12 protein-coding genes and 1 tRNA gene are annotated in these 13,226 nt (G+C 61.3%); 5 read left to right on the forward strand and 8 right to left on the reverse strand.

The features are described from left to right. Window positions 1–193: 193 nt before the first annotated feature. On the forward strand, window positions 194–1,495 hold the full coding sequence (locus ACFO3E_RS10790) for a hypothetical protein (protein ID WP_380804651.1): 1,302 nt from the start codon (window positions 194–196) through the stop codon (window positions 1,493–1,495). Here the strand turns inward: ACFO3E_RS10790 and ACFO3E_RS10795 are convergent. Next, a complete protein-coding gene (locus tag ACFO3E_RS10795; protein WP_380804654.1) occupies window positions 1,469–2,170 on the reverse strand; it encodes a class I SAM-dependent methyltransferase in 702 nt (233 codons plus the stop codon). The genes ACFO3E_RS10790 and ACFO3E_RS10795 overlap by 27 nt on opposite strands. Then, complete coding sequence (locus tag ACFO3E_RS10800) at window positions 2,167–3,183, reverse strand: glycosyltransferase family 2 protein (RefSeq protein WP_380804657.1); 1,017 nt, start codon at window positions 3,181–3,183, stop codon at window positions 2,167–2,169. Before ACFO3E_RS10800 ends, ACFO3E_RS10795 begins: the two co-directional genes overlap by 4 nt. A 117-nt stretch (window positions 3,184–3,300) precedes the next feature. Here ACFO3E_RS10800 and ACFO3E_RS10805 point away from each other — a divergent pair, with 117 nt between their 5' ends. Beyond that, window positions 3,301–4,830, forward strand: coding sequence for a YfhO family protein (locus tag ACFO3E_RS10805; RefSeq protein ID WP_380804660.1), 1,530 nt, complete (start codon window positions 3,301–3,303; stop codon window positions 4,828–4,830). Window positions 4,831–5,368: 538 nt separating this feature from the next. Here the strand turns inward: ACFO3E_RS10805 and ACFO3E_RS10810 are convergent. The 4 genes from ACFO3E_RS10810 to ACFO3E_RS10825 form a co-directional block, all read right to left on the reverse strand. Further along, window positions 5,369–5,740, reverse strand: coding sequence for a type II toxin-antitoxin system VapC family toxin (locus ACFO3E_RS10810; RefSeq protein WP_380804663.1), 372 nt, complete (start codon window positions 5,738–5,740; stop codon window positions 5,369–5,371). Continuing rightward, on the reverse strand, window positions 5,737–5,934 hold the full coding sequence (locus ACFO3E_RS10815) for a type II toxin-antitoxin system VapB family antitoxin (protein ID WP_380804666.1): 198 nt from the start codon (window positions 5,932–5,934) through the stop codon (window positions 5,737–5,739). The genes ACFO3E_RS10810 and ACFO3E_RS10815 overlap by 4 nt, the downstream gene beginning before the upstream one ends. Before the next feature lie 136 nt (window positions 5,935–6,070). After that, the gene (locus tag ACFO3E_RS10820) at window positions 6,071–7,108 is read right to left on the reverse strand and encodes a tyrosine-type recombinase/integrase (RefSeq protein ID WP_380804668.1); all 1,038 of its coding nucleotides are present in this window, start codon (window positions 7,106–7,108) and stop codon (window positions 6,071–6,073) included. Window positions 7,109–7,625: 517 nt separating this feature from the next. Next, window positions 7,626–7,700, reverse strand: a tRNA-Val gene (locus ACFO3E_RS10825). 124 nt (window positions 7,701–7,824) lie between these two features. Between ACFO3E_RS10825 and ACFO3E_RS10830 the strand changes: the two genes are divergently transcribed. Then, window positions 7,825–9,171: a dicarboxylate/amino acid:cation symporter gene (locus ACFO3E_RS10830; RefSeq protein WP_380804671.1), complete on the forward strand. Its 1,347-nt coding sequence runs from the start codon at window positions 7,825–7,827 to the stop codon at window positions 9,169–9,171. A gap of 5 nt (window positions 9,172–9,176) precedes the next feature. Here the strand turns inward: ACFO3E_RS10830 and cpdR are convergent, their stop codons facing one another. Beyond that, on the reverse strand, window positions 9,177–9,554 hold the full coding sequence (gene cpdR, locus ACFO3E_RS10835; protein ID WP_066527203.1) for a cell cycle two-component system response regulator CpdR: 378 nt from the start codon (window positions 9,552–9,554) through the stop codon (window positions 9,177–9,179). 148 nt (window positions 9,555–9,702) lie between these two features. Here cpdR and ACFO3E_RS10840 point away from each other — a divergent pair, with 148 nt between their 5' ends. Beyond that, entirely contained in the window at window positions 9,703–10,596 is an 894-nt protein-coding gene (locus ACFO3E_RS10840; protein WP_066529188.1) for an N-formylglutamate amidohydrolase, read from the forward strand. A 66-nt stretch (window positions 10,597–10,662) separates the two neighbouring features. On the opposite strand, the gene ACFO3E_RS10845 is transcribed toward ACFO3E_RS10840, so the two are convergent. Continuing rightward, a complete protein-coding gene (locus tag ACFO3E_RS10845) occupies window positions 10,663–11,967 on the reverse strand; it encodes a sugar MFS transporter (RefSeq protein WP_066527205.1) in 1,305 nt (434 codons plus the stop codon). 101 nt (window positions 11,968–12,068) lie between these two features. On the opposite strand from ACFO3E_RS10845, the gene ACFO3E_RS10850 reads away from it, so the two are divergent. Beyond that, on the forward strand, window positions 12,069–13,226 hold the full coding sequence (locus ACFO3E_RS10850; RefSeq protein WP_066527207.1) for an aldose epimerase family protein: 1,158 nt from the start codon (window positions 12,069–12,071) through the stop codon (window positions 13,224–13,226).

The raw sequence follows: 13,226 nt of genomic DNA on the forward strand, positions 1-13,226 counted from the left end.
CTCCGGTCCCGTCGCCCCGGGCTGGATTTGGGCGGTTCTTATCGCCTGGCTTGCTGGCAGCCAGATGCTGCTCTGGCGATTTCTCAATGTCGCGCCTCTTTGGGTCTACGCAGTCGGTGGCATGGTCGTTGCCTTCCTTTGCTTGTTCACGGTCAAAATCACAAAGGATAGCCGCGGTGTTGGGCTGAGCACCTTGCTGACCTGTTTCCTGGTTGCGCTAGGCCTGCTGGCGCTGAGCGGCGAAGGCCGGTTCTTCTATGCCAATGTGGATTGGCAAGTGCGCTTTGCCGTGCTGCGGGACATGGGGATCAATCCTTGGCCCTTCGTCTATACGGCGCGCGCCGAGCCTGACCTGCTGCGCGCGCCGATAGGCATGTTCCTGGTGCCCGCGCTGGTCTTCAAGGTCCTTGGTGCGAGGGCGGCAGACACGGCGCTGCTGCTGCAGAATGTGACGCTGATCGCGCTCCTGCTCGCCCTCGGCAGCCAGCTGTTCGCCGATCGGCGCTCGCGTTTGATCGGCCTCACGATCTTTATCCTGTTCTCCGGCATGGATGCGATCGGCGACCTTCTGATGCAAGGAATGCTCACCGGTCATCTGGAAGACTGGGCCGAAATCCAATATTCCTCGACAATCACCCTGCTGTTCTGGGTGCCGCAACATGCGATTGCCGGCTGGCTGGGCGCTGTCGGCTATATGCTATGGCGCGAGGGCCGTGTCCCTCTCGCCCCTTGGCTGGCAGTGCTCCCACTGACGGCACTCTGGTCGCCCTTGGGATTGATGGGAGCGATGCCTTTCGCGGCCTTGGCAGGATTGCGGACGCTGATCTCGCGTTCCCTTCTTTTGCGCGACCTTCTAGCTCCCGCAGCTTCCCTTCTCCTTTGCGTTCCGTCGCTCATCTATCTGGCCGCCGGATCGGATGATGTTGGCTTTCATTGGCAGCCGATCCCTTTCGTCCAATGGCTGCTGTTCCAATCCTTCGAGACGCTGGCTTACCTGATACCTCTGGCGATCGCAGGACGATCGACGCGGTTCGGACGGGACAGCCTGTGGCTGGCCTTCGCCTGGCTGATGCTTATTCCCTTCGTGCAGATCGGCTGGTCGACCGATTTCATGATGCGCGGTTCGATCACGGGGCTGGCTGTGCTCGCGGCGATGGTCAGCGACCATGTGGTGCAACGGGGCGAGAGACGGCGCTGGCTCATGGTGGTGCTTGCCATCGGCAGCCTGACCGGCCTTGCTGAAATCCGCCGTGCCTTGGTCTATCCCGCAGCACCTGAAGTGCGCTGCAGTTTCTTCAAGGCTTGGGACCAGACCTTCGCAGCCTTTCCCAAAGGATCCTATCTTGCCCCTCTCGACAAGGTTCCAGCACTCATCCGCCCTGTTGATCCCGCCCCTGCCGATGCACACGAGCCGGCGCGTTGTTGGGATGGCTCCTGGAAACTGCCCTATGACCCGCGCAATGCCCTGTCAGACAGAGAGGATGGCGTAAAGTGACAGGCCCCTGGGAAAGGGAACGCGACCGAGCAGGTGTCGCTCCGCTGCAAAGATACGCTGAAGCGCGGCATTGAGGAGCGGCGCGGGGCGCGCGTCTAGCGGTGTGTCACGCCGCAGCAGTTGGTGGGCGAAGCGCTGCGCCACCGCGAGCGGGAAGAGCAGGCTGTTGAAATAGCCTGAGACTTCGACTTTCAGTCCTGCTTCACGGACAATGTCGAGCAGACCCTCGTGCGTATAGCGGCGCTTATGGTGATGCAGCACGTCGTGATCCGACCAGAGCCAAGGCGCTGCGGGCACGGTCAGCAGCAGCCGTCCGTTGGACGCCAGCCGCGCGCCCAAGGCGCGAAGTGCAGCTTCATCTTCCTCGACATGTTCAAGCACGTCTAGCAACGCGATCATATCGTAGCGGGTTTCGCCAAAGCCGATCGCGTCGGGCAAGGCGCCTTCCTCCACACGGCACAGATCGCGCGCACTCGCCAAGGCGCGTGCATCCTCGTCATATTCCATGGCGTCTAGCGCCCCATATTGCGCGAGCAGGGCGAGGTTGCCGCCGGTGCCGCAGCCCGCCTCGAGGATGCGAGCATCGGATGGCAGTGGAACATGGGCGCGGACCAGGCTGTCAATGATGGCGCGGCGAGCGACAAACCACCAATGATCCTGCTCTTGCGCGCTCATGCTCGCATAGGCTGATCGATCCATTCGTCCTGTTCCTCGCAATGGGGTTTGTTCACGGACCGTGTTGCCGGTTCGCTTTCCTCAGCCACCACATAAAGCGGCCGATCGCGCACTTCCTGCGCGACGCGGCCCAGATATTCGCCGATGATGCCAAGACTCATAAGATTAAGGCCGCCCAGCATCAGCACCGCGATCATGATAGAGGCATAGCCGGGCGTATCCACCCCGGTCAGCAGCGTATGCAGCACTAGGAACGCGGCATAGGCAAAGGCCATGACGGCGATGCCGCCGCCAATATACGACCATATGCGCAGCGGCATCGTGGTGGATGCGGTGATTCCGTCGATCGCAAGCCCCCAGAGCTTGCCGACCCGCCATTTGCTGATTCCGGCCTCACGCGGGGCACGTTCATAATCGATGGTGGCGACGCGGAAACCAATCCAGGAGAAGAGGCCTTTTGTGAAGCGCGCCTGCTCGCCGAGCTGCTTGATCACGTCCACTGCCTGGCGATCCAGCAGCCGGAAATCGCCGACATTCTCCGGAATGGGATGATCGGAAAGGCGGTTGATCAGACGATAGAAGCCGTGTGCGCTCCAGCGCTTGAACCAGTCGTCGCTCGACCGGTCAGCGCGCCGCGCATTGACCACCTTCGCTCCCGCCAGCCAGTGGCGCACCATCGAGATGATGACTTCAGGCGGGTCCTGGAGATCGACGTCGATCGGAACGACGGCGTCCCCTCTTGCCCGATCAATACCGGCCGCAAGCGCTGCTTCCTTGCCGAAGTTGCGTGACAGGGTGACCAAACGAATGTCGGGGCTCAGACGAGCAAGGATTGTCAATATGTCACCGGTGCGATCCGTGCTGCCGTCATCAACGAAGAGAAATTCTGCGCGGGCGTCAGGGCCGATCAGGTCGAGCGCCTGAGCGACCGCAGGACGCGCTGCGTCCAGGAAAAGCGAGATGCTTTCCTGTTCGTTGAACACCGGAACGATGATCGACAGCGAAATGCGCATGGGTCTTGGCCTGGTCCACCCGGGATTAGACCTTAGGCTATCGGCCAGAATGGTTAATGGAAGATGAGGGGGGGCGAGGTTAAAGGCAAAATTTACCATGGGCTGGCATGAGGAGTTATGCCCAACTTCCGAGCCCTGATCGCAAAGCCCGCTTTCATCCTGACCCTGGTCGGCATTGGGGCCTTGTTGCCCAGCTTTGTACTGGGGCCCGGGGCGACCCATTCGCATCTCTATAACCACATGTGGACGGCCCATTTCGGCGAGCAGATGGCGGCGGGCCATCTTTATGAGCGCTGGCTTCCGAACAGTTTTGAGGGTCTGGGCGCTCCCACCTTCTACTTCTACCCACCTCTCGCCTACTGGGTGTCTGGCGGACTGCATGCGCTGGGGCTCTCGGTGCCTCAGGCGATAAATGGTGCCGGCCTGCTGCTGTTGATCGCTTCGGGGCTCACCATGCATGCCTGGCTATCAGCGCGGGACACTTACCCGCTGCTGGGTGCCATTCTCTACATGCTGGCACCCTATCATCTCTATAACTTTCATGTGCGAGGGGCCTTGGCGGAATTCGCCGCTCTTGTCTGGCTGCCGCTGATTGCGCTTGGGATCGAGCGCCTGCCGCATCGTCGTGGCCTTCTGCTGCTGGCGCTGTCCTATGGTGCCCTCATCATCACCCATTTGCCGCTAGCAGTGCTCACCGGGGTGTTTTTGATAGGGCCGCTGATGCTCCGGCGCATCTGGCATGAGCCGACGGCGCTTCTACCTGGCGCTGCGGCAGGGGTGATCGCCTTGGGGCTGTCCGCGTTCTTCCTGCTGCCGGCGGCGACGCTTCAGGACCATATCTCCACGGTTCTCCTCTGGGGTCCAGGCTATCGGGCGACGGACTGGTCGATCTACAACACGAACTTCACGATGTTTACCGGACCGGCATTGGCACTCATCGTTCTCGCCCGGCCGGCGCGGTCCTTCTGGACCGTGCTGACGGTTATCGGGGCGCTGGCCGCTGTGCGTCTCCTTCCTTTCGTCTGGGACATTCCCCTGCTCAACAAGGCACAGTTTCCCTGGCGCATGATGGGCATCGTTGAGTTTACCGCGATCACAGCGCTCTTGTCCTGCCAGTTACACCGCATCCGCCTGTTTCTTGGAGCAGGCGCGGCCCTCCTCATTTTTGCCTACGGACTCATGGCCTCGCGGGCGATGGACGCGCTTCACCATCCAGTGGACTATGCCTTGATCGACCGGATCAAACCAGACGCGCCGGAATATCTGCCGCGAGGCTTCGATACTTCCCTGGTGGAAAAGGAGTATCGCTGGACGGACGTGCAGAAATTTCGTGCTCTGCCGCGCGGGAACGAGATCCGGGTCGGGACAGCCGGGCGGGTTACAGTCCATCAGGCGGATTTTCCGATTTGGCGCGTGATGCAGGACGGCTCGCCCGTCCCGCATCAGGGGCCGCTCATCAGCTTTGACGCCCAGCCTGGCATCTACCGCATCGAGCGGGTTGCGATCTGGCAGGAGAAGGTCGGGCTGGCGATCAGCATGATGGCGGCGCTTCTGCTTGGGCTCACGCAATTCTCTAGACGCGGAGCCAGATCCATCGCCGAACCTCAATCGGCCACTTCCGAGGGAACGCGGCTACAACGAGCTTGAGGGAGCTAAGCAGATCGGATTAAGCTGCATTTACGTTCCAGCACTTAAGATTTGGGCCGCGCAAAGCGCTCTGTTCAAACAAAAGGGGGAGTGGCACTGTTCTGTTCAATGATGATGCGCCGATTGGACGGGAGCGGTAACTCCCACCGCATCCAATCCCATAGCTGATCGAACGGTGCGATCGTTTCCCCGGGCGCCATCCAGTCGAGGGCCTGAGGCAGCGCTGCCTGCCCAGCCATTCGCGCCAGTTCTTTCAGGGTGAAGCTGGTACACGTTCTCAAGCGGAGGACATTTCAGGCGGGAAGGTCAGGAAATGCGAAATTATCCTGCGGAGACGCTGACGCTGGAATAGCGCCGGACCACTCGGAGCGATTCCCGCCGCCCATGTTCATGATGATGTTGATGACGATTTCCGCCATGTCGCTGCGGGATTCCCAATGATGACGGCAGTCATGAAGGGGCGAAATCCTCTATCCTGGCGCGTTGGCAGGCGGCCGGATGCCGGTTCTGGATCAGGTCGCTGCCGGAGATAAGCCGGCTACTGATCCAGATTCGCACCCACGCCGAGCTGCGAGGCAGCAGCCCTCAGGCGCTTATCACGTGTCCAGAAGCAGGCGTCGGGCGTCAGACAGGTTGCTGCCAGCAGATGTGCATCGATGTAGCCAATGCCCAGGCCGAACAGTCTGTGGCGGTCAATGAAGGCATGAACCTCGTCATCGTGCGCGACGAGAGCTGACGGCAATCCGCGAAGCGCTTCGAGGATGAGATCTCCTTGCCGAAGGCTTCCCAGCGCCAACTCCCCGATAACGAAGGGATGGGAAAGAACCTGCCGCTGGTCGAGTGATCGGGCGAGCGCCGGATCATCCTGACGAAAATGATCCATCCAGACGGAGGTATCGACCAGGATCATGCAGGATCGGGACGTCGGCGCGGAGCGGCTTCACTATGAGGCTCAGTGCCGCCAAGACGGGAAAGGCGTGCGGCGCTCTCCCGTTCTATGAGAGCTTTAAGCGCTTCACGAATGAGCGCTGATTTTTCGGTCAAGCCGGTGAACGACTGAGCCTTCGCAATTAGCTCGTCATCCAATGCCAGGGTAGTTCGCATAAACCTCGTCCTTCTGATGCACGGAATATAGCATCATATGATGACAGTTCGAGTGCATTTGGTTTAAGCTGCTTCATCTGCTCACCGGCGGAACGGAGCAGACCATGTGGTCTGCCCCAGGTCCAAAAGATCTGCCTCAGCTCAACCTGTTGATGGACTCCCGCATGTGATCCACGCTGACGCTTGAATATCGTTGGACCATCCGCAGCGATTTCCAGCCGCCCATGTTCATGATGGTGATGAGGTCGATGCCCGCCATGACGCAGTGAGACGCCCAGTGATGGCGCCAGTCATGGACGGTGAAATCCTCGATCCCCGCGCGCTGGCAGGCGGTGGCATGCTGATTCTTGATCGGGTTGCCACCGGGGATCTTCGCCTTGCGGGTGTCTTGATAGGGTTTACCGAACCGGTTGAGGAAAACATGCTCCTTTGTGGGCCGCCCCTGTTTCTCCCAAAGCGGGCGCAGCACATCCATCACGCGAGGATGCATCGGTACGGACCGGATGATCGCGTTCTTTGTGTGATTGAGCCGGATCGATCCCTCTTGCATATCGACGCCCTCGACGCCCCACTGCAACTGCAATGCGGTCTGGATGCGCGGACCATGGAAGGCAAGCATGGTGATGATCGGCTGGATGTGAGGCGAATAGGCTGCGATCAGCCGGTCGCGGTCTTCCTTGCTGAGAAAGCGCACTCGCTCATTGTTGAACGGGATGGCTTTTATCCGCAGCGGCGGGAGATCATGTAACTCATGATAGACATTGATTGCCGCCTGGAACACTGAGCGATAGCGGTCCTGGCCCGCCGGGTCATGCCCGGTGAGATAGGCGCGGCGAAAATGCTCCCACGCCTGCTTGGGCTCGCGCAGGCTGAAGTCGCCGATGAGGCCATTGAGCTTCCCGATGCGCAGGACGTCGGACGCACATGGGGGCTTTGCCTTTGTCAGGTAGCTGTCGAAGGCCTGGGCGATGGTTCCCTGCGCGACGAGAGCGGCCGGACCGAACATCAGCTGGTGACGCAGCTTCGTCTCATGCTCAGCCATCAGATGGGCTGCGGCGTCGGGGTCGCTCGTTCCTGTGCTGAATTCCTTGACGATGATCTTCTTCTTGCCCAGTCCGACTGAGCCGCGGATGTAATAGATGCCGTGCTTCCCACGGGTACGGATGGATAGCATCTTGGTTTCCTTTAATTTTGTTCGCCGCCTGCGCCGGGCGGATCTCTCCGCATGCGGGACGAGCGACGAGCCATGTCTGATGAAGATCGCTCGCATTCCGCGGACCCTTTCGCCGGAGGCTGGATGCCGGGCCAAGGCGGAGTGTCGCGAGCCTGGAGGCAATTGATCATCACTTCAGGTGGCGCCCGAGCCCTTGAGGCTGGTCGCTGCGGGTCGGTGCACAGACCATCTCTAAGGGCGCTCCATCGGACCAAGCTTGGCCTAGGCGAAGCTGCCATATCGGTCTGGCTGAGCAGCAGCGAACGGACGTCGCCTGCCACACCCACAGTCTGTTTCGATGGCGTCCGCGACTCGGGAAGTGGCTGCGATCGCCCGGCATTCGCATGCCCAGAAATTGCCAAAAGAAGCGGGGGATTTGCCCAAAATTTGCCGAAAGGGCCGAAGGCCCGGGTTGGCCATTGGCCTCCTCCGAGCAAACAAAAACCCCGCCAAATCGTTGATTTGACGGGGTTTTCGATGGTGGGCGTGGCAAGGATTGAACTTGCGACCCCTGCGATGTCAACACAGTGCTCTACCACTGAGCTACACGCCCACGGGAGTTGCGCCAATAGCGGCGGTCCGGGGGGGGCGCAAGCGGGAAATTCGCCTTTCACTCAATTCTCTGGACAGAAGGTGCGCAGTTCATATGCTGCGGTGCAAAGGGGGCGCTCAGCAGCATGATAAAGTTCGACGATGCGACGGCCGGAGCGACCTCACCCTTGCCCTTCTACCGCCAGCTTTATGTGCAGGTGCTCGTCGCGATCGGCATCGGCGTCCTCATCGGCCACTTCTTCCCGCAGGCTGGCATCGCCCTTCAACCGCTTGGTGAGGCGTTCATCAAGCTGGTGAAGATGATCATCGCCCCGGTCATCTTCCTGACCATCGTCACCGGCATTGCCGGCATGAAGGAATTGGGCGCGATAGGGCGGGTGGCGGCGAAGGCTTTCGACTATTTCCTGACCTTCTCTACCCTGGCCCTGATCGTCGGCCTGATCGTCGGCCTGATCGTCGCTAATGTCGTGCATCCGGGGGCCGGGCTGAACATAGATCCCGCCAGCCTCGACGCGGGCAAGGTCGCGGAATATCAGCAGCAGGCGCATGATCGCACGCTGACCGGCTTCTTGATGGATATCATCCCGGCAACGCTGATCTCGGCGGTCGCGGACGGGCATAACATCCTACAGGTGCTGTTCGTCGCTATCCTGTTCGGCATCGCCCTGACGCTGATCGGCGACCGGGCCGATCCGCTGATGCAAGTCTTGGATTCGGCGAGCCATGCGATCTTCAAGCTCGTCTCCATCCTGATGAAGGCGGCGCCGATCGGTGCGCTGGGGGCGATGGCTTTCACCATCGGCAAATATGGCGTGGGCGCGCTCGCCAACCTGATCGGGTTGGTCGCGACCTTTTATCTGACCTCCCTGCTGTTCGTCCTGCTCATACTCGGGCTCGTCGCCAGACTGGCGGGCTTCAACATCCTGCACCTCATCCGCTATCTGAAGGCGGAACTGCTGCTGGTGCTCGGCACTTCCTCCTCAGAAGCGGCGCTGCCCAGCCTCATCGAAAAGATGGAAAGGGCAGGGTGCCGCAAGTCCGTCGTCGGCCTGGTCGTGCCTACCGGCTACAGCTTCAACCTCGATGGCACCAATATCTATATGACGCTGGCGGCGCTGTTCATCGCGCAGGCGACGAATGTGCATCTTAGCCTGGGCGATCAGATCCTGCTGCTGCTGGTGGCGATGTTGTCCAGCAAGGGAGCGGCGGGCGTTACCGGCGCGGGTTTCATCACCTTGGCGGCGACCTTGTCGATCGTGCCGTCCGTTCCGGTTGCGGGCATGACGCTGATCCTGGGCGTCGATCGTTTCATGAGCGAATGCCGCAGCCTCACCAACTTCATCGGCAATGCGGTCGCCACCATTGTGGTGTCGGCATGGGAGGGCGGCTTGGATCGGAAGCGATTCGCCGCCGCCATGGCTGGCGCACCGCTGCCCCCGACTCCGGATATGGAGGAAGTCGTCGCCGGTTGATCGATTCAGTTAAGGCCCGTCATGCTGGTGCTGCCGAAGATGCGGTCGATCTCCAGCACCAGATCACGCAGATGGAACGGCTTTGAAAGCACTTTGGCTTGCGGCACCGCCTTGCCGGCTTTCAGCGTCACGGCGGCGAAGCCGGTGATGAACATGATTCGCATGTCCGGCGCTACCGCCGCAGCATGCTGGGCCAGTTCAATACCGTCCATTTCCGGCATGACGATGTCCGTCAGCAGCAGGTCGAATCGGTCGCGGTCGATGTGCGGCACGGCCTGCGAGCCGTTCGCCACAGCCACCACCTCATATCCCGACCGCTCCAACGCGCGGGCGAGATAGGTGCGCATGCTGTCATCATCTTCGGCCAGCAGAATTCGAACCATCGCTTTAAGTCAGTCTCGTCTCTGGCCGGTCTCGGCCGATCGGTGCGGCACCCCTCCTGGGTGGCGCTGCATGCCATTATATGCGAGAACAGCCAGAGATATCCAGCCGAGTAACCATTTTTGGGGGCGTCCTGTGGAAGGAGATGATTTGAGCTATTCCGCACCGCGCGCTCCGGCCGAATCCACCGCATCGCATGACCTTTACGGCCCGGAACGCCCCATCGCGCCGGTCATCATTTCAGTGCCCCATGCGGGGCGCGATTATGACCCGGCGCTGCTGGACGGAGCCAGAGTCGCGCCGGACGTGTTGCGACGGCTAGAGGACCGGTGGGCGGACCTGCTTGCCTATCCGTTGATCGAACGGGACTATCATGTGCTGGTGGCGCGTGCGCCACGCGCGATGATCGACCTTAATCGCCATGAGCGGGAGATTGATCCCGCCATGGTGACGGGCCTGCCGCGCGACGCCTCATTCCAGGGCAGTGCGAAGCTGCGCGGAGGGCTGGGCCTGATCCCCCGGCGCTTGCCCGGCGCTTATGAGTTGTGGCAGCGGCCAGTCGGCTGGGACGAGGTGCGCCGCCGGATCGACCTCATTCACCGCCCCTATCATGCGAGCCTCAGCCGGATGATGCGGGCGGCGAGGGACGCGCACGGCCATGCCGTGCTGATCGACCTGCATTCCATGCCGCCGCTTCCACCCGCCGCCGCGGGGCAGGCCGCTCCGCAGGTCGTGCTGGGCGACCGCTTCGGCCGCGCTGCGTCGGCGCGCCTTATGACGCTGGCGGCGGATGTGCTGACCGGCCATGGGCTGACAGTTGCGCAGAACCATCCCTATGCGGGCGATCATATGATCGAACGGCATGGGAACCCTGCCGGTGATCTTTATGCGCTGCAGGTGGAGGTGGACCGCAGCCTCTATCTCGACGCGGCGCTCGATCGGCCGGGCCCCGGCCTGCCGCGGCTTCAGGCGATCATCAGGGCTCTGATCGACGCACTTTCTGCGGAAAGCCCGCGCGCTGCCTATCCCCTTGCCGCCGAATAGTGCGCAGCAAAAAAGGCCGGAGCGATGCGCGCCCCGGCCTTCCTATTCTCCGACCGTGTCAGCCCCTTATTCCAGATGCTGGTCCGGCAGGACGTGCGTGGGGCGTGAACCCCACAGCGCATAAAAGAGAATGTAGAGTTCGCAGACCGCGGTCAGCAGGAAGGACGTCTGCAGGCCATAATTGTCGGCCAGCCATCCTTGCACCACGACCAATGATCCGCCTGCAATCGCCATAATCAGCAGGCCCGACCCTTCCTCGGTCAGCGGTCCCAGACCCCGAATGCCGAGCGAGAAGATAGTCGGGAACATGATGGAATGGAAAAGACCCACCAGGATCAGTGACCACATGGCGACAGGGCCGTCGGACAGGACGGTGACGATCATGACGATGAAGGCGCCGGTGGCGAAAGCGGCCAATACCTTGCCTGCATCGACCTTCTGCATGATCGCCGAACCGACGAAGCGGCCGACCATCATGCCACCCCATAGGAACGTCAGGTAACGGCCCGCATGCTCATGGGTAAGGTTCGCGATGTTCGGCTGGCTGACGAAATTCACGAAGAGGTTGGCGACGCCAATCTCCGCGATCAGATAGATAAAGATCGCCGGAATGCCGAAAACCAGGTTGCGGTGCGACCAGAGCGAATGTTTCTTGCGTTCTTCCCGGGCCAGCCTTGCCGTCGCCGATCCCATGGCGGGAAGCGGGAAACGGGCGATGACGATGGCCAGCACTACCAGAACCACCGCAACCAGCGCATAGGGCAAAATCACCGACTGGGCGTCGGCGATCCGCTCCGCCTCGGTCAGCACCGTTCCGGCGGCAGCCGTACCGCCCTTCGACCGCCCCAGGATCAGATAAGCGCCGAACAGCGGCGCCAGCATCGTTCCGGCAGAATTCATCGCCTGCACCAGGTTGAGGCGCGACGATGCGGTTTCCGGCTTGCCCACCACGACGACGTAGGGATTTGCCGCAACCTGCAGCAGCGTGATGCCGCTGGCGATGACGAATAGCATGGCCAAGGTCACGCCATAGGAAGGCAGGCTCGCCGCCAGCATCATGCCCAGCGATCCGGCGGCCATGACCAGCAGGCCGATCACCAGAGACTTTTGATAGCCTACCCGCTCGATCAGCTTGGCCGAGGGGATCGATGCCACGAAGTAAGCGATGAACCAGACAGACTCGATAAGCGTCGTCTGGGTATAGTTGAGTTCAAATACGCTGCGCAGGTGGGGCAGCAGCGTGTTATTGATGACGGTGATGAAGCCCCACATGAAGAACAGGCTCGCCAGCAGCGTCAGCGCCGGCCCATATCGAGTAGCGGGGTGATGTTCGGCCGTCAGAGTGGCTGATGATGAGGGAGGTGCGGGCATTCATCTTCTCCAACAGGCGCTAACAGGCTTGTGCTCTTTCAATTTGTCCGAGTATATAGCTCGCTGTCGGGCGTCAATATCTCGGTAGCAAGGGGGCATGCATGCAGAGGGCCTGGATCAGCCATGCTTTTCGAACATCATCGTCCTATTATCTGGCGCTTGTGATGGCAAGCGCATCAGCATTGGCCGCCGAGACGAGCCGCGCGCCTGCAGGTCATCTGCCCGAGGGCACGCCCGTCGAAGCAATCACGCTGTCGAACGGGCACGGCGTTTCCGCCAAGATACTGACCTACGGCGCCACGCTGCAGTCGCTGACCGGGCCTGACCGCAATGGCAAGCAGGCCGACGTGCTGCTGGGCTATGACGATCTCGCGGCTTATCTGGCGCGGCCCGATTATTTCGGGGGGACAGTGGGCCGCTATGCGAACCGCATTGCAGGCGGCAAGTTCACCCTTGACGGCCAGAGCTATCAGCTGCCGCTCAACGACAAAGGCAACACGCTGCATGGCGGCGGCAAAGGGTTCGACAAGCAAGTGTGGAAGGTCGTGTCCCTGACCGGCGGCCCCCGGCCTCAACTCGTCCTGTCCTACAGCAGTCCGGATGGAGAGGCGGGCTATCCCGGCAGGCTCGACACCCGGATCAGCTATGCGCTGGACGAAAGCGGTGCGCTGACCATCAGTTTCGAGGCGGAGGCAAGCAAGCCGACCGTCGTCAACCTGACCAATCACGCCATCTTCAACTTGGCCGGAGAGGGCGCGCCGGGCGGTGCGCTCGGCCATTTGCTGACGATTCCGGCAAAAGATTATACCCCCGTCGATGCCGGGCTTATTCCCACTGGTGAGATAAGGCCGGTCGCGGGAACCCCGTTCGACTTCCGCACGCCCCGCCGGGTGGATGACGCAGTCCGTGACGGCGCCGATCCGCAGATCCGGTCGGGCCGCGGCTACGATCATAATTGGGTGCTGGACAAGGGGACGACCGCGAACCCTGAACTTGCCGCCCGGTTGGAAGACCCTCCTTCAGGCCGTGTCCTTGAGGTGCTGAGCACGGAGCCGGGGCTGCAATTCTATTCGGGCAACTTTCTCGATGGGACTTTCGTCGGCAAAAATGGTCATCTCTACCGGATGGGCGACGGCTTCGCCCTTGAGCCCCAGAAATTCCCGGACTCGCCCAATCATCCGAACTTCCCGTCAGCGCGGCTCGACCCCGGCAAGCCCTATCGGCATGTCATGATCTATCGCTTGTCGGTAATGCGCTGA

The sequence above is a fragment of the Sphingobium tyrosinilyticum genome (assembly GCF_042654265.1).
GTDB lineage: Bacteria > Pseudomonadota > Alphaproteobacteria > Sphingomonadales > Sphingomonadaceae > Sphingobium > Sphingobium tyrosinilyticum.